Source organism: Candidatus Coxiella mudrowiae (assembly GCA_001077715.1).
In the GTDB taxonomy this organism is placed as follows: domain Bacteria; phylum Pseudomonadota; class Gammaproteobacteria; order Coxiellales; family Coxiellaceae; genus Coxiella; species Coxiella mudrowiae.
On record CP011126.1, the window covers coordinates 891,930 to 915,396 of the forward strand.

Here is a 23,467-nt window from a genome sequence, read left to right on the forward strand (position 1 = left end):
CGGCTTATTAAAAAATAATACAATGAATTATTATAAAAATAACTTATTTTTTTTTCTATTATTTCTGCTTATCCCTTTAGTTGGTATTGCAGTTGATCAACCTGATGCCACCTCTCAGTTAAGTCAATTGCTGTCCGGTTTTCACACTTATCAGGCTACATTCAGACAAACAACTTTCGATAGTGAAGAACGAGTAATCCAACAAAGTCGGGGCCGAATAATGATCAAACGGCCGGGGCGTTTTCGGTGGGAAACAAATATTCCTACCAATCAAATTATCATCACCAACGGAAAAACCTTATGGGTTTATAATAAAGATTTATCTCAAGCTAGCAAACAACCACTGGCAAAAAGAACAAATATTAATCCTGCCTCTTTGTTATCAGGTTCTATAAAAGATTTAAAACAAAACCTTACAATAACAAGTTCACTAAATGATGGCACTGTAGTGTTTGAATTAGTGCCTCGAATTAAAAAAGATCTCGATTTTAAATGGATCCGATTAAAATTTTTTCAAAAGCAACTGACAGAAATGACCGTATTAAATAATTTAGAGGAAAGAAGTATTTTTCAATTTAAAAAAATTAAAATTAACCAACTGCTAGCAGATCACTTATTCGAATTTAAACCCTCGCGTGATGTTGATGTCATCAAAAAATTAATTTTATTCCCCTTGCTATTTGAATGCGTCCTGTCCTCACTCACTGGAGGAATTTATTGGTCAAGAGCATTTATTAGGTGGTAAGGATAAGGATACCCCCCTTTTTCAGTGAATAGAAAATGGAAAATTACATTCCATGATATTTGTGGGGGCCTCCGGGAAATGGGTAAAACAATGTTGGCAGAAATAATGGCTCAAAAAAGTGGCGCGTGTGAGATTTTTGTCTGCTGTTTTAGTGGGTGTAAAGGATATTCGTGATGTAGTAAAGCGGGCAGAGCAAGCTCAGGATATTTATCAGCCGACCATTTTATTTGTTGTTGACGAGGTTCACCGCTTTAATAAAGCTCAACAGGATGCTTTTTTGCCTTATGTAGAACAAGGGCACTATTACTTTAATTAGTGCTACAACGAAAAATCTCTCTTTCCAATTAAACAACGCCTTATTGTTGCGAACACGAGTATATGTATTAAAAGAATTAGCTGAAGCGGATTTATTAAATATCTTAGAGAAAGCTCTCAAAGACCCCGAACGAGGATTGGGCAAAAAACCTTAGAAATTCTTCCTTCGTTGTGTGAACGTATCGTAAAATTTTCCGATGGCGATGCTCATCAGTGTTTAAATATTTTAGAAATCCTGGATAACTTTGCTGCGAAGAAAAAGAAAAATGGGTGGTGGAAGAGGGTGGTTGATAAAGTCCTTACCGATTTTATGTCGCAAGGCGCATTTTACGAATGGCAAGTGAAGATATTGGAAACGCAGACCCTCGCGCATTACAAATAGTCCTTGATGCTTGGGAAACTTATGAGCGAGTGGGGAACAGCAGAGAGAGAATTTACCTTGGCGCAAGCTGTAGTTTATTGCGGCTTGTGCACCTAAAGCAATGCAAGTTTATAAAGCCTTCAATGCCGCGTGCCATGATGCCAAGCAGTAGGGCAGTTTGGAAGTTTCACTTTATTTACGCAATGCACCTATCAAATTAATGAAATCCTTAGTTATGGAAAAGAGTATCGATACGTGCACAATGAGCCCAATGGGTTTGCTGCAGGAAGTAAATTAATTCCCAGAAGCGTTAAAAGATCGTCAATATTATTTTTGATTAAATAGAAGGTTAGAAAAATTAAAAAAACTTGAAAATTTAAGAATCCTGAATGAATGGGCACAGCTTAGAGAGATGATTGCTGTATTAATTGGTGGATTCTATTGGTTCTTTATCCTGCTTTCTGATTTCTCGCTCTGTTAATGAAATTTTACCTAAAAATTTTTCCTGGGGAATTTTGGTTGTCAATCTAATTGGTTCCTTTCTTATTGGGATTTTGTCAGGCATGTTAGTCGGTCGATTTGCTTTATCAGCTGCTTGGCGAGCAGGGGTCTTTATAGGCTTCTTGGGATGGTTTACCACTTTCTCCAGCTTTAGCTTTGATACTGTCTCTTTATTTAAATCGCATGCTTTCGGTGCTGCTCTTGCTAATATCGGCGCCTCTTTGATATTGTCATTCACGGCAACTGATAATAGGCCTTTGGTTAGGTCGAGTGATTATTTTTTTGAGGAAACATTGTGTTAGATCCTAAATTGTTACGCCAAAACTTAAATGAAGTGGCGCAAAAATTGCGTCGCCGCGGTTTTGAATTCGATAAAAATTTTTTTTTAGAGCTTGAAGAGAAGCGAAAAGCTTACCAAACAGCCACTCAATCGCTGAAGACTCAACGTAATCAATTATCCAAAATGATTGGGATGGCGAAATCGAAAGGTGAGGATGTTCCACTTTTAATGGCTGATGTTTTAAAGCTGGGAGAGCAATTAAACCGACACGAGTCTTTGCTCGAGACTGTTCAAAGAGAATTATTAGACTTTCAATTATCACTTCCAAATTTACCTAACGACTCCATTCCCGATGGTAAGAGCGAAAATGATAACCGAGAAATTCGCAAATGGGGTGAGATACCTTATTTTGATTTTTCTCTTAAAGACCATATTTCTTTAGGAGAAGGTCAAGTGGATTTCGAAGCAGCGGCTAAATTATCAGGTGCGCGGTTTGTTGTTTTACGGGGTGGATTAGCTCGGATGCAGCGCGCTCTGGCACAATTTATGCTGGATTTGCATATCGAAGACCACGGCTATCAGGAAATGTATGTTCCTTATTTAGTTCATGAGGAATGCTTGTACGGTACTGGGCAATTACCTAAGTTTCGAGAAGATCAATTTAAGGTATCAGGAGAGTGGGACTTTTTTTTGATTCCGACAGCAGAAGTGCCTTTGGTTAATTTAGCCCGAGATGAGGTTTTTGAAAGTAACCAATTGCCTAAGAAGTGGGTAGCCCAAACACCGTGTTTTCGAAGTGAGGCAGGTTCTTATGGAAAGGATGTTCGCGGAATGATTCGCCAGCATCAATTTCAAAAAGTGGAACTTGTTCAATTAGTAAAGCCAGAAAGTTCTTATAAAGCTTTAGAAGAATTAACGGGCCAAGCGGAAAGGGTATTGCAGTTGTTAAACCTGCCTTATCGAGTGGTAGAACTATGTACTGGTGATTTAGGATTTTCTGCGGCTAAGACTTATGATTTGGAAGTTTGGTTACCCGTTCAGAAACGCTATCGAGAAATTTCTTCTTGTAGCAATTGTGAAGCCTTTCAAGCTCGTCGAATACAGGCGCGCTGGCGAAATCCTGAGACAAGAAAACCCGAATTGCTCCATACTCTCAATGGTTCAGGCCTTGCCGTGGGCCGTACTTTAATTGCTATCATGGAAAATTACCAGCAAGTGGATGGTCGCATTCTTGTTCCAGAGGTATTGAAACCTTATATGGGAGGAATAGATTATTTAGAATTTGCTTAACCCTCTCCGAGGAGAAAATTAAGTAGTTAGAGAAATTAATTGATGAAATGAGAGTCGTGGTTTTCTTGAGGGGCATACGCGAACACAAAACTACCACTCTTAATTTTTAATACGTAGTTAGGAAATTTAGAATCGATAGCAAAACATACCAATCTACCTCCTTACTAAGTGACCTTATTTGAGCGAAGGTACTGCTAGCGTACCACCAAAAGCTGAGTGAAAAAGAACGTCCTACTTAAACATTTTTATATGGATTATACCGCCTATATTTGTATCTTTAGTTAATCTGTATAATTACGCTTCTAATCGATTAATAATCTTTCTTTTGATTTGCCACCTATAGGCTCAATTAAACAGACCACATGATATACAATTGGTTATCCCTTTATTTTTAACTAATTGAAAATATTAAATTTTATTGGGCTGTTTACTTGCGGAATCTTTTAAAGATCTAGATAGACTCTAGTAATGCTTATACAAGGATTGCCGTATATAATGAGGCAATCAGCTTGCCAGAAGGGGGCAGGGTGTGTATAAAAAGAATGTCCGAGCTTGAGGAGAAGGACGTCCGGAGGTCATCTTATTAACTGGAGAGATGGCAGAGTGGTTGAATGCGGCGGTCTTGAAAACCGTTGAGGGGCAACTCCTCCCAGGGTTCGAATCCCTGTCTCTCCGCCAGCTATTGAACGATTATGATCATTTCTGATCCTAAAGCTTATCTGGCCACCCTTCCAACAGAGCCAGGTGTATACCAAATGAAAGACTCCCACGGGGAAACCCTTTATGTGGGTAAAGCACGGAATTTGCAAAAGCGAATAAGTAGTTACTTTCACCGCCGTCTCAATAGCAAAACTCAAGCAATGATGGCACAAGTTTATGCCATCCAAACCACTATTACTCGTAACGAAAATGAAGCACTTTTATTAGAAGCGAGTTTTATCAAACAGTTCCAACCGCGTTATAATGTACTGTTACGGGATGACAAGTCTTATCCTTATCTTTATCTTGCTACCCAGCAGAAATTTCCTCGACTAGATTTTTACCGTGGATCTAAAAAAGTTCCAGGTCGTTATTTTGGGCCTTATCCTACACCAGGGTCTGTTCGAGAAAGCTTAGCATTAATTCAAAAATTATTTAAGTTGCGCCAATGCAGTGATTCCTTTTTTAAAAACCGAACCCGTCCTTGTTTACAATACCAAATTAAACGGTGTATGGCGCCTTGTGTGGGTTATGTTGATGAACCCAGCTATCGGAGCCAAGTAGAAGATGCTATTTTATTTCTTGAAGGAAAAAATGATAAAATTATCAATAAATTAAATAATATAATGGAGATAGCTTCTGAAGAATTAAATTTTGAAGAGGCGGTCTATTATCGAGACCAGATTCGGCAATTGCGCCAGATTCAAAAGCAACAGTTCATTATGAGTGGGAAGGAGGATGTGGACGTAATTGGCGTCTCACAAACCAGCGGAGCTATTGGGCTTGCGATTTTATTCATTCGGACAGGTCGCATTATTGGGCATAAACCTTTTTTCCCCGATATGCCTAAGGGGGTGACGGTGCAGACCGCCCTGGCAGAATTTATTCCCCAATATTATTTAAGTCCTCTACGCAATGGTGACATTCCTGAACGGATTGTAACTAGTGAGCCCTTGCCTGAGCGGCTATGGATTCAGCGAGCTCTATCTTCGAGTTTACAGCGAAAGCTAGTGATTACTGATCAAAAGCGCGCACCCTATAAGCAGTGGCAGCAGATGGCTATTCGCAATGCGCGACAAACCCTTTCTCAACATTTAGCGGAAAGAAATACCTTCGTAATTAAATTAGAAGCCTTACAGGAAGTCTTACAATTGCCTAACCCTATTTCCCGTATCGAGTGTTTTGATATAAGTCATTCTCTTGGAGAGGCCACTATTGGCTCTTGCGTTGTTTTCGGAGAAGGGGGGGCGATAAAACGCGATTACCGACGATTTAATATTTCCGGTCTCCAAGCGGGAGATGATTACGGAGCCATGGGGCAAGTCCTTGTGCGACGTTACATACGATTGAAAGAAGGAGAAGGCTTTTTACCTGACCTCTTAATGATCGATGGAGGTAAGGGGCAATTGCGATTAGCGGCAAAAGTATTAGAAGAATTACAAGTAAATGAGGTGATCTTGCTCGCTATAGCCAAGGGCCCTGCTCGAAAATCCGGATCAGAAAAGATATATATTTGGGGGCGAGAAGAAGAAATCTGTCTTCCTTCTGATAATGAGGCTTTTCACTTGATTCAACAAATTCGTGATGAAGCTCATCGATTTGCTATCACAGCACATCGGGCCAAACGGGCCAAACGTAGGGTTGAATCTCCCTTGCAGCAGGTGGAAGGGATTGGGCCCAAACGTCGCCGTGAATTGTTACGATATTTTGGAGGGTTACAGGAACTTCAAAAGGCGAGCGTGGAAGAAATTGGCAAGGTTCCGGGTATTAGTGAGAAATTAGCTAAATCCATCTACTACTCTTTGCACGGTTCTTCTAATGAACTTGACCTCTTAAGTAATCGCCGTAGAATTTTACTATGAATATTGCGATTTTCCTTACCCTGACCCGACTTTCCTCTATTCCTATTTTTGGTCTTTTTTATTATTTACCTTTTAGATGGGCTCACCCGGTTGCTGCGATAATTTTCGTATTTGCTGCACTAACAGATTGGCTGGACGGTTATGTAGCTCGAAGTTTATCACAAGCGACTGATTTAGGGGCATTCTTAGATCCTGTAGCCGACAAATTACTAGTAGGAGCAGCATTAGTTCTGGTGGTTGGAGAATGTTATGTAGGGTATTTAGCGATTCCTGGAGCGATTATCATTTGTCGAGAAATAATTATCTCCGCTCTGCGGGAATGGATGGCAGAATTAGGCAAATGTACCAGTATGGCTGTCACCTTTCTCTCGAAGATTAAAACGACTCTCCAGATGATCTCTTTGATTTTATTGATTTGGTATGTGCCTGGGGCGCCCTCGTGGATCTTACTGAGCGGGGTAATTTTTTTGTGGGTTGCGGCTCTTCTGACCATATGGACAATGGTTCTTTATTTAAAGATAGCCTGGCAAGACTTGACAACCAGTCATGAAAGGTAATAATAACAGTCTAACTATAAATGAAGCACTAAATGAAGCACTCTGGCAGAAAGCTACTTTAGGTCAATCCACGAGTCAGTTAAATACCAGGGTATCCAGAAATTAGCTTAAATTGGCGGGAATAGCTCAGTTGGTAGAGCACAACCTTGCCAAGGTTGGGGTCGCGAGTTCGAATCTCGTTTCCCGCTCAAACTTTTTTAATCTTTTTTTTGCAAAATGCATCTTGCCTAACATAATGGGAAATGTCTAATATAATTTCCTCACTCTGTTGGTATTCGCTCTTGAACATCGCGCCGCGCATACACTTGCTTTGTAATTTTAACAGAAGCGTGGTCCCCCCCGCCACGTTGCGCGACTTGCTGCTTCTAACCCTTTCCTTGTCAGCCATAAAAGTAACCGTCATAGCCCGTATATCATGAAAGGTAAATCGTTCTTCAATTAGTTTCAATTTTATTTCTTGATCCATAAGTAGTCTCCATATCCTCTTAAACCCTTCTCCAGTATAGACTTTCTCGAATGTATTACAAAATAAATTATCGGTGGGCGGTTTTTAACGATGCCATCTAGATATAAAAGTAGACTATCAACTAAATTTCTAAGCTTCTTAGACTAACTGACGAGATAGAATAATTTATTTTTGTTTCCCAAAAGGTAAATAGCTTCTTTGGTCAGATTAGACCACCGCTTGACAGCCAAAATTTCTACTTGCCTTGCCTTTTGTAAGGTAGACAAATTCCATGATGAGTTGAATCATTAATTGAATCATTAAAGGGGCTGATTGTTGAACGGCTGGAAATTCCCACGGCTTAATTAAGCGATCCCGAGGTTTTTCTTTTATATAGAGATATCAATGCAGGGATTACTATCGGTTATTCCTCATCGGATCGCTGATTTATAAACCTGGTTAAGACATGATTTATCTTTATTTGTTGCTCCGCTCATCCATATAGCGATAAACATTTTTTCGCCGAATGTCTTCTGGTCGCATGTGTCCAAATACCAATGTAAGATTTCGTAAAGAGCGTAATTTGTTTTCTCGAGTACTTTCATCAATGTAATTCAATTCTTGCTTTTTAAATCAAATAAAAAGATCTTTCATCAGTTTGGGTGATTCGTTATTAGCCATCAATTCATGATAAGCTACGAAAGCTTTAGCACGATTTTGACTGAGATTAATCTCCATTTATTATTTTTGACATAAAAATACGAACCATGATTTTAAAGTACATGTTTTGAGGAAGCGTTTTATTATACTTTCAAGATCGTCATCTCAGTTTTCAGACAATCGGTGACGAGGTATTTTTTTTGAGCCTGATTATTTTTATCACGATAGGTTTCGAGCGTAAGGGTACACCGTCCGGCATTAGCTTGACAGTGGACACGCTGGTAAGCTCACCTTGTTGATAGATAGCAGTTCTCAAGTCTGCTTGCCTCACAGAAGTGTTTTAACTTCCAAATCATTTTGGGTGTATTGACGAGGTAGTCAAACGCCACACTTTCGTTACCCTGGGCATCGCGAATTGTGAGGAGAAGTTTAATCATTTGATTTTGGCTGTTGAGCGAAATTTCATCGGAGGCTTTTTTTGACAAAAAAGACCACCTCACCGGGTTTAACTGAGGTATTGAAGGTATTGGCGTTCTCCCCATACCTCAATTTGAGGGCTTCTTGCTCGGATACGAGTTTAAACAACATTAAACGATGCTCCTTTGTTCTCCAGTGTTGATTAAAAAGGGCTTTGGCTTTAGAGGATCGTGAATAGCCCACAAACGCATTATTTTTTGATCGGATGCGATCTTCTAAGTTTTGCGCCGCAAAATAGGTTTCTTTCCACCAGCTGTGCGCTCTGTTAGCATACTTGCCGATATCGTACGAAGAGGTGTATTTGAGATTTGAGATCATAAATAGTGTTCCATTTGATGACATAGGCACAGTAAATACTTATCGAGTGGTTTTTTTCACGGATTGCTACCAAAGGCCAGCAGAGCAAACATGGGTAAGCTCTGTGACCCCTTGCTGAGGGGTTTTGTGTCTTACAAAACTGCCTTCGCAAGTTGGCTCGAACGGTGTTTTCAAATTCAATGTCTTTTTTCATCGCTTGGGTCGGTTGTTTTTTTTCACGATGCAGCAGAGCTAAGAACTGATTTCGTTCAACGGCTTCGTCATTATCCGATAATCGATACCATACCACTCAAACCCGTTAGAGTCTGGGTGTGATGAATCTCCTAGCCATTAGCCTTTGTCGTGTTGTCAAAAAAAGCGTCTGGTTTTTAGGTCAAATTCGACTTCGATCTTTTTGGTTTAAGGTCTCGTAGAATTTATTAACGGCGTTGACATTTTTCAGTTTGTTGCTTTCAGAAATGAGTGATTCTATGAGTGATTAATAGCATTTGGTTAATTGCAGATTTTTCTTAAGCTTTTCCTGAGTTAATTTGACGATTTTCTTGCTAATAAAGGTGTTTCCTTTCAATTCGAGATCCGGCACTTCCATCCAGTGTGCTAAGTTCAACGAATTTTTGGCATAATATTTTTGGGAAGGGAAAAATTAATAGTTCGTTTGTCAGCGATCATTTCCATATAAGCCATAAAATCGGGTTCTTTGACGATATCTTTGCGCGTACTGCTGGCACAATCGGGAGGTTTATCGTTTGTTCACCATTTTTTTCTTCGGACCTAGTGATCGAAAAAAATGAGCGATTTATTTTTTTTGATTTAAGCAGTTGAAATAAATTATAAATAGTTTCCAACCTACAAAGAAGGGCATCGAAAAAAAGGGGGTACGCGATGCATACCATTATCAACATCGATGCAGACGGAGTTTGGAATAAGGCCAGTGTTGTTTTTTCCGATGCCGGTTGTCCACAAATTAACCCTTTAAAGGTTTTCTTTTCAGTGAGTTCGTGAGGTTGAGTTAAGAAAGCCATGATAGAATTTCCTTTGTTAAAAGCCACTATATTAGTACATGTCTGAAGAACTTAATGATTTTAACTGATCATTGATTTGATCGCGTTTGCTTCCTTAAGCACTTAAAAGCCAACATCCCAAAAATTAACAAAACCTGAAAAGGATTTAAAATGGGCTTAAGAGCTGTCAATAAATCACATTTTTTTGAGCTTGGGCTTAAAGGAAAGTTATTAAATCTCTCATGTGGGCAAAATTTGGGCTCTATTCGAAGAAGAGCTTTAATTGCTCATGCTTTTCGTTCAAAACATAAAAAAGATTATTTGTATATTCTCGGGTCAATTTTTCAAAGGCTGCTTCCTAAGCTTCTGACAATAATGTGTAGCCTTTTTTATATATAATTTACTTTGCTTACAGTTATAGAAAAAGACAGAAAAATTTTCTGTCTTTTTTAGGTTGTAATCTTATTTTGTAGTCTCGACAGGTTGTCCCACAGTAGGGAACTAAATTTTCTTTTTTTATATTTTCCCTCCATTTTCGATTCGCAATGTCGATAATCTTGTGTCCAATCAGGGGGCTTAAAATGACGAATGAGCGTTTTCAGTTCATCAAATAGTGGCATTAGATTTTTTAAGAGCTTCTTGAGTCTCTTCAAGCTCCTTAGTCATTTTTTACCAATGCAAAGCGTTTAATAAACATAAATACACTTCTCCCAATAGATTTGTAAGTTTCATATTTGAGCATGGGGCTCTCCTTTTAGCTTTTTAAGTGAATAGGTGAAAACAGTATTAAAAAGCAGAGGAGGTAAAAAGCAGAGGAGGGCTCTTTTTTTAAAATAAAGAGAAATGACTCCAGAAATCGAAATTAAGATCTTCGGTATAGTGTGTAGACTACTTGTCTAGGATAGGTTGGAATTAGTTAATGTCTAAACACTTAGGAATTGATGTAGGTCTTAGCGGAGTGATGGCATTGGTGGATGGAAAATGATCCTACTTGGACTTTGTCGATCTACCTACACGAGAGAAAGCACTTCCAAAAGCGCTAAAAAAAGAATTGGATGGCAAAAAGATTTTGTCGATGCTCTACGATATCGTATGGAACATGATTTCTTCAACAATCTCATTCCACAATTCAAAAGGAGTTTTTTTATGCGTGAGTTAATTATTCACTGTGTGGTAGCGATAAGCATCGGATTTAAAGTTGCCCTTTTAGCGCTTTTTTTAACTAAACATGGTTTTTTATTGAACCATCGATGGGTGCTCTTTGTCTTTTGCTTTTTGCTGACATTGTGGCTGACAAATTTGCTAAGCCGCATTTCTAAATATTTTCTTGACCGTTAACTAAACCTAATAGGAGAGAACAATGAATAGCAAAGAACTAGCGATCCTTATGAGCGGGATGATAGTGGCATTACTTTTTATAATGGTTGGCGCAATAACTCTTGAAGGATACACACCAACAATGACAAAATTGAAATTAGCTGCGCCCCTCAAGTCAACAAAAAAAGATGGTTTTGCACAAAGTCCAATCTACTTATTAAAAACGCTTCGACGACGGAGGGCCAGTAATAACTATAACCAAAGATTACATACAAACTAATTTTGTGCTATTTTGTAGTAAACATACCAAAGCTAATGAAATAAAATGTAGGGAACCCTTTTTCTAGATGGAGGGCGAAATCGAAAAAACTTATTCAGCAAACGTAATTTAGAATCTGAAAAAGCTGATCTTCAATTGTCTGCCATGAAGCTTCAGAAAATGATCTATTTGGCTCATGGCGCTTGGTTAGAAACTCGAAATAAACCCTTAATTAACGAATCTATAGAAGCATGGCGTTATGGTCCACTTATTCGTAGCTTGTATGAAGCAATTAAAGGGAATGGCTTAAAAATACTAACCTTTCTCATTCTCAATGAGAAAGGACAACCTTATGAGATTGATGATGATACAGAAATTATCGAATTCTTAGAGAAAGTTCGCGAATCTACTTTACCTTTGACCTAAATTCAAATCTCTAATTGGAATTGGAGTCATGAAACAGAAGGCCCATGGAATAAAGTTTACAATGAACCTCAAGGGTAATACAGGATACGCAACGATCAGTAATGAATTATTGAAATGTTATTTTTAAAAGGAAGCCAAAATAACTAATGGATTACGAAAAGTAAGTTCATTGATGCGCTTGTTGAACATGAAACTCAAAAAATAACTAATCCCACTATTACCCATCCCACTATTACCCTAAGAAGAAGCCAATAGCTATAAAAAAATGGGTCAAGAATAGAATGGCTTTCTATGCGAGAGACGCCAGGAAATGTTGTTTATGATTTGAACATAAAAAGCTTTGCTTCATTTGGACTAATTCTTACAAGATTTGTTATTTTAATATTTGTTGCTGTATGTATATTGTATAGAATATTGTATAGATCCCAAAATTCCTAAATTATTAAAAGCTCTTCGAGGGGGGGTATATTTCTTTTTTTCCTGATTCAGCCAAAGATTCTGGATAAGCTCCTCTCTATCAAGGCGATGCCAATTCGTGACAATCTGTCAAAGGATTTGAAGCACACATAAAAGAAGAGTAGTATCAGTTGTCCTGCCGACAGGGTATAAGGCCTCTTAAGGTGTGGGGGAGGGTTTTGTTTTTACTAAGTATTTCACAAAAGTCGGCGCTATAATAAAAAAAGTGAGGGATGTAACGTTGATGGTTACTCCCTTTGCGAAGGTAGCCCTGAGGCGTGACAAGAGTCCCTCATTGTACTAGTAAATTAAAATGGAAGTAGAACATAGGTGATAAACTCCTATATCGAAAAACACTATCTATCACATCCGAAATTTATAAAGATTATTTATTACTATTATTACTACATGAAAAAAGGGAGTTTGACCATTTAAGTACTATTATTGATTAAGCTTATAACGCAAGAATTGCAGATCCATAAAGAGGTTGATAAGCATGCTACGGATGAAGAAAACTTGCTTTTTCCGGAAGTTGCAGAAAAAAATAAGCGAGCTTGAACTAAGACGATTAGCGGCGAAGATGCGCGAATACAGAAACAAGCATGAGAACAGTTTTATAACAGTTTTATCGAGAAAGTTAAAGAGAAAATTACAAAGGTTAGGAATCAATGTTAGAAGTTGAACGTTAGAAGTTGTAAGTCTGGTGAATATCCAGTTCCATAATGTGATGTTCGTCGAGAAGTTTTTTTAAAACCTTAACCTTAATATAATAACCTCCAAAATATAATAATCTCCAAGTACAATTAATACATAGTTAGTGTGAAGACATAAGACATAGTTAGTGCTGAAGAGGGTGCTAAAGTTAATCAGGATAATTTGAATGTTAGGCATTACTTATGTGAGCCGCCCAGAAATTCCATAAAAAAAATTAGTTGACCTCTGTCAGGATATTCTGGTATTTAACAAGTAGGTATTCATGATGGATGATTTTATTTGATTCTAGATGGGCAACTCTTTACGGGCATTGAGATTAATCGATAAAATCAACCGTCCAGTTAGCTTCTCGATTTATCAACACAATCTGATTCTGATTAAGGCGCTCCCCTTTATCTTGATCTAATAATGGTGATTACTATTATAATCACTAAATAGCAGAGGAACTTAAAATAAAAGCTATCCATACCTTACCTTAGATCCCTACTACGATGCTACAAAGTCTTCCGGAACGAAACAAGGGCGGCTTTTCACACAAAAAAACCAAATAAAAAAGAGCGCAAGCAATAAATCGAATGGCAATAATGTTAATGCAATACGGTAATCCATTACTGAAAAATGAGGTGCTCCGTTTAACATCTTTCCTGACCAAAAAATATCCAATATCTTGCCTACTAAAGGTTCATTTATGGCTCCAAAAATGGCGTCGCCCATATTAATCAAGGCGATAACAGTTGCAGCCAAGGCAGCTTTATTAATTTCCTTCCCTACCGCAAATGCAAGCATGAAAGAGCCTATTCCAAAACCAAATAAGAATAAAAAAGTGCCTATCCAGTAAGTAGACGAATAGGAATTGTAAATTACTAAAATGAGCGCCACTAAGCCGAAGATAGTCCCCAAAATCATTGTGGGGATTCGTTTATTAAATCGGTCGGCTAAATAGCCCAATGCCGGGCCTCCAATGGCTACCCCAATAAACGCAAGGGAAATGAGACCAGCCGCTTGCGTTTTACTAAGTTGGTAAGCTTCTTGTAAGAAAGGATTGCCCCAAAGTCCCCCAAAAACAGCGACAGGAGCGAATGAAAGACCACTGTAAAGAGCTAGCAGCCAATTCTTTTTATTTTTCAATAATTCTAAAATATCTTTTAGAGTAATGTTCTTGCAATGAGAGGATAATATAAGTGGCTGTTGATTTTTATCACGAATGAGTAGATAAAAAAGACTGGCAACAAAAATGCCTAAAAAACTACAAAACATCAGACTGTGCCGCCATCCAATGTTTTGAACCAAAAACCCTAAAGGAGCTTCCCCACATATCGCTCCGACCATAGCTGCAGTTGCTAATAATCCTCCAACAAAGGCAAAGCGATGGGGTGAAAACCAAATAGCAGCCAGCTTCATATAACTAATCGTGGCAAATGCCGCACCTACTCCTATTAACATACGTGCCATTTCTGCAAGCCCTAAAGAATTGGCACGTGCAAAAATCACAGAAGCGATGGCGCAACAGAGAATCGCTAGAGTGGTTAAAAGACGAGGACTATATTTGTCTAATAAAACACCAACGAATAATTGAGCCACTACATAGGTGTAGAAGTATGTGGCGGCTAAATTACCTAATCCTACCCCACTAACGTGGAAAACTCGCATTAAATCCTCCGTCATAACGCTTGGGGAAACTTGTAGTAGATATTTGTAAAATAAAAAAAGAGCGCTTAGAACAATAACTAAAGTAGGGTAGAAATAAGTCCATCGGCTTGCAGAAAAATCACTTGCAACAGAATGGTCGCTATTTTCGTCAATAACTGGATATTGCATTATTGCTAACTTACCGAAACTTTGCCTTATTGTCAAAATTCATCCAAGCTATCTGAAGCATCCCTTCTTTTAACCTTTACATGGTTAACTCAATTAAAACATGGTTAACTCAATTAAAGTTGTTGTATGATAAATGAAAGGATGAAAAGTGTTGGTAATGGGAATGGAGGTAGGTTGAAAGATGAGGTCGCACTATTTAAATTTTGCAGCGACTTGTTTATTAGTGGTACTTATTGTTTACATTTTATTTATCGGCCGAACTTTTTTCTTGCCTTTGGCTTTACTATATAGCCTTGGTGCTTTCGTACATTGACCAAATTCTATCAGCGCCTTCCTTATGGGATTAGCCCTGCCCTTACCTATTATTACTTATTACTACTGCTCTTTTCGTTTATCTTTTCTTTTTGCAGCTCCAGCTTATCCCAGCTTATCCCAGCTTATCAAGGAAAGTTACAACAAATAATGAATTGGATTAATTCGGTGATTGATACGCGGCTTCATCTGGCTCAATTAATCAATTAATTAGACAAATAGATTTAATAAGAGAGACACTTTATTTTATTGTCCCTCGCTTTTGGGGCCGCAATCTTGGGCACAATTGGCCTATTTTTAAGCTTACCTAATTGTTCTAGCCAAGATTCCTCGATCAAGAGCAATTGCCATTATGTTATCGGGCTAAGGATAAGTGGGATTCGGATTAAACTTATATTTTTTTAGCTAATGTTAAACCGTCGCCTATAGGAATAAGGCTAATTTCAACCCGTTTATCTTGGTAAATTTTCTGATTAAGTGCACGTATGGCTTGAGTGCTTTCGCTTTGATCTAACTTATTCGCTACCTTTCCCTGCCAAAGAACATTATCCAAAGCAATTACTCCCCCAGAACAAAGGAGTTTTAAAGATTCTTCATAATAAAGATTCATATTTGGTTTATCCGCATCAATATAAATAAATTCGTACTGATTGGTTTGTTTGGTGTGGATTAATTGTGCCAATGTTTCTGAAGCAGGTGCAAGTCGCAATTCAATTCTGTTACTAAGTCCTGCTTTTTGCCAATACTGTCTCGCAAGGTTCGTCGTTTTTTCATTGACATCGCAAGTGATAATCTTGCCATTGGGAGGTAGTGCTTGAGCCATTGCCATAGTGACATACCCAGCGAAAGTGCCCACTTCAATTATTTTCCGAGCACGAACGAGCTTAACTAATAGTGCTAGTAATTGGGCTTGCTCTGGAGCTGTTTGAATCTTATGCGTTGGAAAAAGGCGAGTGGTTTCTTTGCGCAATTCTCTTAAAATAAGTGATTCACGTAAAGATACCTTTAAAAAATAGTCATACAGACTGGGTGTCAAAAATGTGGTATTTGTGGACATCATACCTATTGTATTTACTGTATCCGCCTACCGCAAATCTTTTCTGACATCCAATTAGAAGTTGGCGATGTTTTTGATATTCGTAGCGTCCCATTTTTATACGAAATGCATCAATACGCGTATTACGGTATTGTAAAAAAGTTAATCTACGCTCGGGTTGAGTGCGCGGATCAAGATGAAGAACTTTTCAGCTTGGAGGGGGCTGTAATCGCGCTAAAAGCTTTGTCAAAAATTGCCGAGCTGTATTCCTTTTGCAATGGCTTCTTCCCGAAGCTGTTTCACCAATGTTATTGAACCAAGGAACTGACAGCCACCACATTTAACTCCTTAGGGAGCTAGTCGAATGATTCTCCATTTATGATCTTCTTTTAAATAACAAAAGCGATCATGAAGACGATGTTCTTGGCCGGTCCAAAATTCCATCTGAGTCGGAACTAATCGAAAACCGCCCCAAAACTCAGGACACCGTACTTCCTCAGGAAATTTTTCTCGATATTTTTTATATCGATTAAGTAAATACTCTCGGTTAGGAATTTCTTGGCTTTGTTCCGAGATCCATGCGCTAATTTGGCTTTCATAGGGACGCGTTTCAAAATAAGTCTCCGATTCTTCACACATCAGTTTTTCAACATGCCCTTCTCCACGTACTTGCTTATAAATTTCTGGCCAATAAAATACCCATGCCGCATAAGGGTTTTCGGATAAATCAATAGCCTTTCGACTATGATAATTAGTAAAAAAAAGAAAACCGCCTTTAGTAATCCCTTTGTATAACACCGTACGCGCAGTGGGTCTTGACTTCGAGTTAGCAGTGGCCAAAGTCATCGCTGGTGGGTCATGGACTTTCTTTCGAACAGCCTCGTCATACCATAACTTAAATTGCTTTAGAGGGTCTTCTAGGAGATCCAGTCGGAACATTTAATACTCCTGGCTAATTAAGAGCGATCTATTATGAAATAATCTTTTCCGACTTGCCACTTTCTTTTGCTAAGTGGATTGTTGGTACAGCAATGAGAATAATCATGATCCACAAATCGATACAGTAAATGTTCATCTCGTCCTTTAGGAATTCCTAATCGCCGAGTCTTTATAATTTTGGTAGGACGATAACCCTGATGGCTAATAATAAATCGTTGTGGGGAAAATTTTTTTTGATTCCAATCTTTCACGCGTAAATTAAGGGATTTACATAACAAAGTTTGGCCGGAACAAAGTTGTTCGGGTTTTCGGTATTCGGGTTTGTTTTTAAAAGGGTTTAATTTCTGCATAATAGTTACCATCACTTCAAAATTTTCAACACCCTCATAAGGCACAGCGGATTTAATCAAAACAGCATTCCCTTCGCCGCGGCAACTAATATTTAAAGAATCACCTCCTCGGGCATAATACATATAGATGGTTCCTGCAGGCATAAATAAAGCTTTGCGCTTTTCGGTAAAACCTAGCGAGGCATGACTTGCTTTCTCATGAATATAATATGCTTCTGTTTCAATAACTTGGGCACATAGCCAAAAAGTTTGGTAGCGCACTCGAATGACTTTCCCCAGTAAATCTTGAGCTACTTCAAGCGCATTTCGATCAAAAAAGTCGCTGGTTAAATTTATCTTATTGCGTATCATAAGCCGTTAAAAATTCTTCAAGCCGCTTTACTTCCTCCGATAAAGTAAGTCCCAGTTTCGTTCGACGCCAAAGTATCTCTTCACTAGTCCACTAGTCCTGGCCCATTCGTGCTTTAAAAGATAACGAACTTCTTTTTCATATAATCCCCCATCAAAATAAAGGCCTAGATCTTTAAGACTAATCGCATTTTCTAAAAGTACGTCAATCAACGCTCGATAACTATTTGTGTAAAGTAACAAAATTGTTTGGGGAAGCCAATAGTATTTTTTTGCTATTTTTAACAAAAATTCTTCAAAATTGGCAGCTTTTTGATTTCACCTCCCGGCAGAACGGAATTTGCAGTCCAAGGAGGGAAGCGCCCATATTTGGGAAATAAGGCTTCTAACTGTAAGAGGACACACTCGGCTAAGAGTCAGAAATTTGTACTCTATTGAGATCCCCATCAAAAGGAACATCGGTAAGGAATTTCAAAAATTACCCGCTTATTTAAATTCTCAAAATGTAGGCATGATTCCCGTCATACAATTTAGGTACTACTAGATGATTTCCCTTTACCAGGCGGAGGAGCGAAGTAGAAGACGTTTTCGTTACAGTCTCCGTGACCTCCTTTATACAAGGACCCGCTGCATTTACGATGGCTTTTCCCAAAAGGACCCTTTCTATTTTGGTTAAATTGATCATAATAAATTAACTCGCCAGTGATCTCTTTCTCGTATCGCTGAACGACAAATAGTTCAAGTAAAAATCGTAGCTCCTTTTTCTTTTGCTCCTAGTGCATTAGTAAAAACCAACCGAGCATCTTCTACGTGGCAATTCATATAAGAAAATCCCATCTTGAAATTTTTCTTTAAGGGGGCACCTTTGGAAATTTTAGGTAAGTTTAATTTTTTGAGCTTTTTAGTCGTTTGCGGCGCGATAAGTAATGATAAAAAACAATCCTAAACGAATCATACAAGCAGGCCGGAGATGATTATCATGAGGCAGCACAAATTTGAGAGGTTTTATAGCGAATTCAAAATTGAGAATCCAGTTTAATGAATGATAAAGCTATTATAGTTCTTTGGAGGAAATATCCAAGCTTTAGCGAGCAGATCGTCACTTCATTTCTAAAATGAATCCCCAGAAACGTGAAGAACTCTCAGGGCTAGCAAAAAGTCATAAAAAAGATTATTAATCCCTCAAACCCACCCATTTTTTCATAAGTAAATAAGTGATGCCAAATAGAATAACAACAAAAGCCAGCATCAAAAAATAAGAAAGAATAAGTCGACTCCCTCCTCCTACAATACCAAAAAATCCATATCGAAAATTATTAACAATGTAGCTAATAGGATTTAGATAGGAAACATGTTGCCATACCAGAGGTAATAAATTAATCGAATAAAAAACACCACCCAAATGAGTTAATGGAGTTAAAACAAAAGTAGGTATGATTGAAATATCATCAAAACTTTTTGCATAAATAGCATTGATTAAGCCAGCCAGTGAAAAAATACTGGATGCTAAAAGCGCCGTTAGTATAATTGTAATTAGGGAGTGGATATGTAAATGTGTAAAAAAAAGTGCAATAATGGACACAATAATTCCGACAATAATTCCGCGCAAAAGACCGCTACTCATGAAACCTAAAAGTATCGTTATGTTAGAAGCTGGAGAAACTAATATTTCTTCAATATGCCGTTGAAATTTCGCTCCAAAAAAAGCGGATACCGCACTAGCATACGAGCTAGTAATTATATTCATCATAATAAGACCAGGAGCAATAAATTGAACGTATTTATATCCTCCCATAAATCCTACTCGAGTTCCAATAACTCGCCCAAAAATAATAAAATAGAGAATGCTTGTTATTGCAGGAGGCAATAAAGTTTGGGACCAAATTCTCAGAATGCGTTTTAATTCCGCAACGACAATCGTTTGATAGGCTATTCGGTCTTGTTTAAAACCCATTATTTTTCTGCCGTCAATTTGAGAAATAATTCTTCCAACCGATTGGCTTTATTTCGCATACTATTTACTTCAATTTTGTGTCGTTTTAAGTCCTCAAATAAACCACTTAAGGTTTGTTCTTTAAGGACTTCAACTTCCAGAGTTCGAGAATCCTTTATCCAAAATTGATAACCTTCTATCATAGGTAATTTTTCTAGGGGTTGATCGAGGTAAAGAATAAATCGTTCAGCATCAAATTTAGTTAGAATATCTGCCATAGTGGTATTTTCGATAATTTCCCCATGATCAATTATGGCAATATTGCGGCATAAATATTCAGCTTCTTCAAGATAATGAGTTGTTAAAATAATTGTTATTCCTTGTTGATTTAATTCTTGCAAGAATTTCCACATGGAGCGTCGAATTTCAGTATCTACCCCCGCTGTTGGCTCATCCAAAATTAACATACGCGGCCTGGGAATAAGGGCTCGTGCAATCATCAACCGACGCTTGAATCCTCCTGAGAGTTGCCGGGCCATACCATTACGCTTTTCCCATAGCCCTAATTGCTTTAAATATTTTTCCGCTTGGGGCATCGCGTTTTTTCGAGAAATACCATAATAACCTGCTTGTTGAAGTACGATATCGAGTACCGATTGAAAAATATTAAAATTAAATTCTTGAGGAACAACTCCTATACAAGCCTTAGCTGCTGCAAAATCTTTATCAATATCGTACCCATAAACAACTACTTTCCCACTGGTTTTATTTGCTAGGGAGGTAATAATCCCGATTGTCGTCGATTTTCCAGCCCCATTAGGACCAAGTAGCGCAAAAAAATCACCTTCACTTACTGAAAAGTTAATACCTTTCAAAGCTTGAAGGCGGTTTGTGTATGTCTTTTTTAAATTTTCTATGATAAGTGCTTTCACGTATAAGCGTGCTGTTCTCTTGACTTAGCAATTCGGACCACTAACGATCGTCCTTGTAAATCTTTGCCATGTGCACTTAATGCTTTAACAGCTTGTTTTGCACTAGTATAAGTCACAAACGCATAGCCCTTAGAGCAGCCCGTACGAAAGTTTCTTACTATTTTAATGGTTTCAATAACCCCGAAACGGGAAAAATGATTATGTAAATCATTCTCGCCGACATGGTAAGGTAAATTACCTACATAAATTTGATCACTAGAAAAATCTTCGGAGGATTGATCTAACTCCATTCGATCTCTTCCTCGAAATACCGAAACAGCAATGATAAAAAGTAGCAATGCGAAACATACTAATGCTGTAAAAATAATTGAATTTGTTGACATGGCATTCCCATTGTTATTTAAAAAAAATTAAAACGTTAAGTAATTGTAAAGAAGGTGAAAGGGCTTGTAAACTTGTAAAGATCAAAAAAAGTGACCCCATTTATTCAAGATGGTCATGTTTTTTTTATGCCAGAAAAAAATTAAATTTATAAGCCCCACTTGCTATAACATGGAATACCCTACTCCGATTCCGCCATAAGGCTGTGGGAATATAGGTAGTTGAAACACATGCAACGCCGATCTTTACAAAAACTTTGGAGCCATTGGGAAGCACCACTATACCTTTCCAAGCTGCATAAATTTTAGTATCACCTTCTTTGACGGTACATACAGCCATTATACTTTTATATTTGGAAAACGGGTATAATCTAGCCCTCTAAAGCAAAAAAAATTATTAAATTGATAACCACGACCAGTACTATAAACAATGCGATTCTCATCATGTAGAATTGAGATTATCAATCGGGGTATGGGTTATTTCCGTCACCTAACGTTCCATCCACATAAAGCCACTAACCATTAAACCTGACCATTAAGATTGCTAAGGGCGCCTTCCCCCAAACCGGCTATACTAAAAGGCTGTAATATAATGAAAAACAAAAAAATATAATCTATTTCAAATTTTTTAGTAAGTTAGATAAGTGTTAAAATTACAATCTTGCCTTGTAAGAGCGCGTTGTGTTATACATCTCACTCGTAATTTGCGCAATCTATGAAAGGAATATCTAACTATCTTATATAGAACAGGGTGACTTGTAACAAGGCTGTTACTCCACCTTCCCTTGAATTGCAAGAGAGGAAACAGCCTATGTCATCTAAATTCCTAGTTTCAATAGTAAGTTTGTGTGTTGCTAGTGCTTTAACTTCTTCGTTGGCAGCGACAAATCAACAAATCAACAAGCGAATTGACCATCTTCAGGAACAAATCAATCAACTTCGAGCACAGCAAAAAAAATCTCAAAACAAACCCACTCATACACACCATTATCAAGAGTACACCTGCCCAAATGGTAAATGTGTCTACCATACCTCTCGTTTAGGGATAGGCCCCTATCTAAATACCCAAGAGAGTTTTGATGGGTCGGAACTTATCATCAATACTCCCACCGTCCGAGAAGATTCTCAGATACTTCTTAACCAGTATCAATTGGAACAGGAATGTAGAGAGATGGGAATCCCCACTCCTCCCCTCCCACGTGTAATCTTTAGTGGAAAATTGGAAGGCCAGCTAGCTTATGGGAGCACTTACGCGGGATCAAGAACGGCAAATATCAAATTTAGTGGTGCAGAATTGGATACCTATATTCAAGGAAATCTGTGGGTATCTGGTTATATGGCCTTAGATTACGATCCCGATGAGTTGGTAGACGGATCACGTGTGTTTATGAATCGCGCTTTTGTTACGATCGGAAATCTAAGTCGATTTCCTTTTTATACAAGTATTGGTCAAGTGTATGTAGCGTTTGGGCGGTATAACAGTTTAATGATCAGCTCCCCAGTGACTTTGGGACTCGGACGAACCCGTGCTCGCGCTTTGACAGTTGGCTACCAAACTGGTAAGAACGCTTTGCATGCTGAAGTATATGGTTATCAAGAACTAACCAACAATCTGTCTCGTAGTAATCAAAACAATCAATGGGGGACGGATATTGGTTATGAATTTAATAATGGGGGTCGCGTAAGTGGCGAAGTGGGGGCAAGCTTGATTTCTAACTTCGCAGATTCACAAGGAATGCAAGCCACGGTGTTTTTACATGATGAAACCTTGCATCATACCGTACAAGCAATTGATTTTTATGGAAGTCTTGCCATTGACCCTGTGGTTTTCATTGCGGAATATGTAGGGGCTTTAAGGAGTTTTGACGTTGCTGATGTCAGCTTTGGCAACCAAGGCGCTCGCCCTACTGCTTTCCACGCCGAAGCAAACTACACCTTCCATACGGGTTCAAAGCCTAGCTCTCTTGGCATTGGGTACGGGCACACCACCCAAGCTTTAGCTCTAGGCCTACCTCAAAACCGCTATAGCATTTTCTATAATGTTAGTATTTGGAGAGATACGAATTTTGCTTTGGAATATCGACACGATATTAATTACTCACGAAACGCAATCAGTATCGGAATCAATCCTACCCCCTCAGGTATTGCTGCTGATTTAGGCAAAAGCGATAACGTTGTAACGGCGCAATTTGACCTTTATTTCTAAAAAAACAGTCCGTTGGCTTAAAAATCAACCCCTCTTTTTTCAGAAGAGGGGTTTTCTTTTTTTAGTTTGATAAAATTCAAATCTTAAATTTTATGACCTAATCGTCTTCCGCGTTTTTCAAATTTGGTAATGCCACCGTGATCTCTTGAGATTAAAAATCCCCCCCTCCACGCGCTAGGTTTTCTAAACACTTAAAATCGCTTACAACAGGCATCATTTGCATCGCATAAGTCCTCCCAGTTCATAGCCAACCGTAATCGACCACCCTTCTTAAGCTTTTGAGCAGCTAAGGTTAGCTTGAATGAGGCGTCTTTTTGGACCAAGGATCAGAAGAGAAAATATTTATTCGGGAAAGTGTTTTATCTGCAACTCCTTCTTACAAGACTTCTACAGCATCTTGTTGTGGGTTGTGGCAGATACGAACATTCTGAATGCCCTGTGCTTTTAGAGTTGACATCAGCGTGACGATACCCGGTCGGTACACCTCTATCCCAAGAAAATTAAGGTTGGGATTCATTTTGGTTATAGCT

The 23,467-nt window shown here is 38.3% G+C and carries 19 protein-coding genes, 2 tRNA genes and 1 pseudogene; 12 read left to right on the forward strand and 10 right to left on the reverse strand.

Annotated elements, in window-relative coordinates; genetic code table 11:
• Positions 1–22: 22 nt before the first annotated feature.
• The 10 genes and pseudogenes from lolA to CleRt_RS04305 form a co-directional block, all read left to right on the forward strand.
• Positions 23–658: pseudogene (gene lolA / locus CleRt_RS04270) on the forward strand (outer membrane lipoprotein periplasmic chaperone LolA); the annotation flags it as partial.
• 205 nt (positions 659–863) lie between these two features.
• Positions 864–1,061 (forward strand): hypothetical protein, encoded by a 198-nt coding sequence (locus CleRt_RS11820; RefSeq protein ID WP_235378827.1) that lies wholly within the window; start codon positions 864–866, stop codon positions 1,059–1,061.
• Between the two features lie 168 nt (positions 1,062–1,229).
• Entirely contained in the window at positions 1,230–1,442 is a 213-nt protein-coding gene (locus CleRt_RS11825; protein WP_235379249.1) for a hypothetical protein, read from the forward strand.
• On the forward strand, positions 1,394–1,642 hold the full coding sequence (locus CleRt_RS11830) for an AAA family ATPase (protein ID WP_235378830.1): 249 nt from the start codon (positions 1,394–1,396) through the stop codon (positions 1,640–1,642). The genes CleRt_RS11825 and CleRt_RS11830 overlap by 49 nt, the downstream gene beginning before the upstream one ends.
• A 210-nt stretch (positions 1,643–1,852) precedes the next feature.
• Positions 1,853–2,224, forward strand: coding sequence for a fluoride efflux transporter FluC (locus CleRt_RS14070; RefSeq protein WP_157870834.1), 372 nt, complete (start codon positions 1,853–1,855; stop codon positions 2,222–2,224).
• A complete protein-coding gene (gene serS / locus CleRt_RS04285) occupies positions 2,218–3,492 on the forward strand; it encodes a serine--tRNA ligase (RefSeq protein WP_048875218.1) in 1,275 nt (424 codons plus the stop codon). Before CleRt_RS14070 ends, serS begins: the two co-directional genes overlap by 7 nt.
• 589 nt (positions 3,493–4,081) lie before the next feature.
• Positions 4,082–4,170, forward strand: a tRNA-Ser gene (locus CleRt_RS04290).
• A gap of 14 nt (positions 4,171–4,184) precedes the next feature.
• Positions 4,185–6,053, forward strand: a complete 1,869-nt coding sequence (uvrC, locus tag CleRt_RS04295) for an excinuclease ABC subunit UvrC (protein WP_048875219.1) — start codon at positions 4,185–4,187, stop codon at positions 6,051–6,053.
• Complete coding sequence (pgsA, locus tag CleRt_RS04300) at positions 6,050–6,610, forward strand: CDP-diacylglycerol--glycerol-3-phosphate 3-phosphatidyltransferase (protein ID WP_048875220.1); 561 nt, start codon at positions 6,050–6,052, stop codon at positions 6,608–6,610. The genes uvrC and pgsA overlap by 4 nt, the downstream gene beginning before the upstream one ends.
• Positions 6,611–6,725: 115 nt before the next feature.
• A tRNA-Gly gene (locus tag CleRt_RS04305) sits at positions 6,726–6,798 on the forward strand.
• On the opposite strand, the gene CleRt_RS04310 is transcribed toward CleRt_RS04305, so the two are convergent.
• Together CleRt_RS04310 and CleRt_RS04315 are read right to left on the reverse strand one after the other, a co-directional pair.
• Positions 6,798–7,076, reverse strand: coding sequence for a hypothetical protein (locus CleRt_RS04310; RefSeq protein ID WP_048875221.1), 279 nt, complete (start codon positions 7,074–7,076; stop codon positions 6,798–6,800). The two genes, CleRt_RS04305 and CleRt_RS04310, sit on opposite strands and share 1 nt — an antisense overlap.
• Before the next feature lie 1,101 nt (positions 7,077–8,177).
• Positions 8,178–8,510 (reverse strand): hypothetical protein, encoded by a 333-nt coding sequence (locus CleRt_RS04315; RefSeq protein WP_048875222.1) that lies wholly within the window; start codon positions 8,508–8,510, stop codon positions 8,178–8,180.
• A 2,757-nt stretch (positions 8,511–11,267) separates the two neighbouring features.
• On the opposite strand from CleRt_RS04315, the gene CleRt_RS04345 reads away from it, so the two are divergent.
• Positions 11,268–11,513, forward strand: a complete 246-nt coding sequence (locus CleRt_RS04345) for a type II toxin-antitoxin system antitoxin SocA domain-containing protein (RefSeq protein ID WP_053097881.1) — start codon at positions 11,268–11,270, stop codon at positions 11,511–11,513.
• 1,656 nt (positions 11,514–13,169) lie between these two features.
• On the opposite strand, the gene CleRt_RS04350 is transcribed toward CleRt_RS04345, so the two are convergent.
• The 7 genes from CleRt_RS04350 to CleRt_RS04385 all read right to left on the reverse strand — a co-directional run bounded on the left by CleRt_RS04350 (position 13,170) and on the right by CleRt_RS04385 (position 20,734).
• Entirely contained in the window at positions 13,170–14,501 is a 1,332-nt protein-coding gene (locus CleRt_RS04350; protein WP_048875229.1) for an MFS transporter, read from the reverse strand.
• Between the two features lie 703 nt (positions 14,502–15,204).
• Complete coding sequence (locus tag CleRt_RS04355) at positions 15,205–15,873, reverse strand: O-methyltransferase (RefSeq protein ID WP_235378832.1); 669 nt, start codon at positions 15,871–15,873, stop codon at positions 15,205–15,207.
• A gap of 324 nt (positions 15,874–16,197) precedes the next feature.
• On the reverse strand, positions 16,198–16,788 hold the full coding sequence (gene pdxH, locus CleRt_RS04360; RefSeq protein ID WP_048875231.1) for a pyridoxamine 5'-phosphate oxidase: 591 nt from the start codon (positions 16,786–16,788) through the stop codon (positions 16,198–16,200).
• Between the two features lie 17 nt (positions 16,789–16,805).
• Positions 16,806–17,489: a DNA-3-methyladenine glycosylase gene (locus CleRt_RS04365; protein ID WP_048875232.1), complete on the reverse strand. Its 684-nt coding sequence runs from the start codon at positions 17,487–17,489 to the stop codon at positions 16,806–16,808.
• A gap of 1,171 nt (positions 17,490–18,660) precedes the next feature.
• Positions 18,661–19,440 (reverse strand): ABC transporter permease, encoded by a 780-nt coding sequence (locus tag CleRt_RS04375; protein ID WP_048875234.1) that lies wholly within the window; start codon positions 19,438–19,440, stop codon positions 18,661–18,663.
• On the reverse strand, positions 19,440–20,351 hold the full coding sequence (locus CleRt_RS04380; RefSeq protein ID WP_048875235.1) for an ABC transporter ATP-binding protein: 912 nt from the start codon (positions 20,349–20,351) through the stop codon (positions 19,440–19,442). Before CleRt_RS04380 ends, CleRt_RS04375 begins: the two co-directional genes overlap by 1 nt.
• Entirely contained in the window at positions 20,348–20,734 is a 387-nt protein-coding gene (locus CleRt_RS04385) for an RNA-binding protein (protein WP_048875236.1), read from the reverse strand. The genes CleRt_RS04380 and CleRt_RS04385 overlap by 4 nt, the downstream gene beginning before the upstream one ends.
• Positions 20,735–21,542: 808 nt before the next feature.
• On the opposite strand from CleRt_RS04385, the gene CleRt_RS04395 reads away from it, so the two are divergent.
• Complete coding sequence (locus tag CleRt_RS04395) at positions 21,543–22,937, forward strand: LbtU family siderophore porin (protein WP_157870835.1); 1,395 nt, start codon at positions 21,543–21,545, stop codon at positions 22,935–22,937.
• Between the two features lie 376 nt (positions 22,938–23,313).
• On the opposite strand, the gene CleRt_RS14075 is transcribed toward CleRt_RS04395, so the two are convergent.
• Positions 23,314–23,454 (reverse strand): tRNA (guanine(46)-N(7))-methyltransferase TrmB, encoded by a 141-nt coding sequence (locus CleRt_RS14075; protein WP_082160427.1) that lies wholly within the window; start codon positions 23,452–23,454, stop codon positions 23,314–23,316.
• Positions 23,455–23,467 lie beyond the last annotated feature (13 nt).

Coding starts and splice junctions, on each gene's coding strand:
- CleRt_RS11830 (WP_235378830.1), top strand. CDS start 1,394: ATGGCAAGTGAAGATATTGGAAACGCAGACCCTCGCGCATTACAAATA.
- pdxH (WP_048875231.1), bottom strand. CDS start 16,788: ATGTTCCGACTGGATCTCCTAGAAGACCCTCTAAAGCAATTTAAGTTA.
- CleRt_RS04315 (WP_048875222.1), bottom strand. CDS start 8,510: ATGATCTCAAATCTCAAATACACCTCTTCGTACGATATCGGCAAGTAT.
- uvrC (WP_048875219.1), top strand. CDS start 4,185: ATGATCATTTCTGATCCTAAAGCTTATCTGGCCACCCTTCCAACAGAG.
- CleRt_RS04395 (WP_157870835.1), top strand. CDS start 21,543: ATGTCATCTAAATTCCTAGTTTCAATAGTAAGTTTGTGTGTTGCTAGT.
- CleRt_RS04385 (WP_048875236.1), bottom strand. CDS start 20,734: ATGTCAACAAATTCAATTATTTTTACAGCATTAGTATGTTTCGCATTG.
- CleRt_RS04350 (WP_048875229.1), bottom strand. CDS start 14,501: ATGCAATATCCAGTTATTGACGAAAATAGCGACCATTCTGTTGCAAGT.
- pgsA (WP_048875220.1), top strand. CDS start 6,050: ATGAATATTGCGATTTTCCTTACCCTGACCCGACTTTCCTCTATTCCT.
- CleRt_RS04365 (WP_048875232.1), bottom strand. CDS start 17,489: ATGATACGCAATAAGATAAATTTAACCAGCGACTTTTTTGATCGAAAT.
- CleRt_RS04345 (WP_053097881.1), top strand. CDS start 11,268: ATGATCTATTTGGCTCATGGCGCTTGGTTAGAAACTCGAAATAAACCC.
- CleRt_RS04375 (WP_048875234.1), bottom strand. CDS start 19,440: ATGGGTTTTAAACAAGACCGAATAGCCTATCAAACGATTGTCGTTGCG.
- CleRt_RS14075 (WP_082160427.1), bottom strand. CDS start 23,454: ATGAATCCCAACCTTAATTTTCTTGGGATAGAGGTGTACCGACCGGGT.
- CleRt_RS04355 (WP_235378832.1), bottom strand. CDS start 15,873: ATGATGTCCACAAATACCACATTTTTGACACCCAGTCTGTATGACTAT.
- CleRt_RS04310 (WP_048875221.1), bottom strand. CDS start 7,076: ATGGATCAAGAAATAAAATTGAAACTAATTGAAGAACGATTTACCTTT.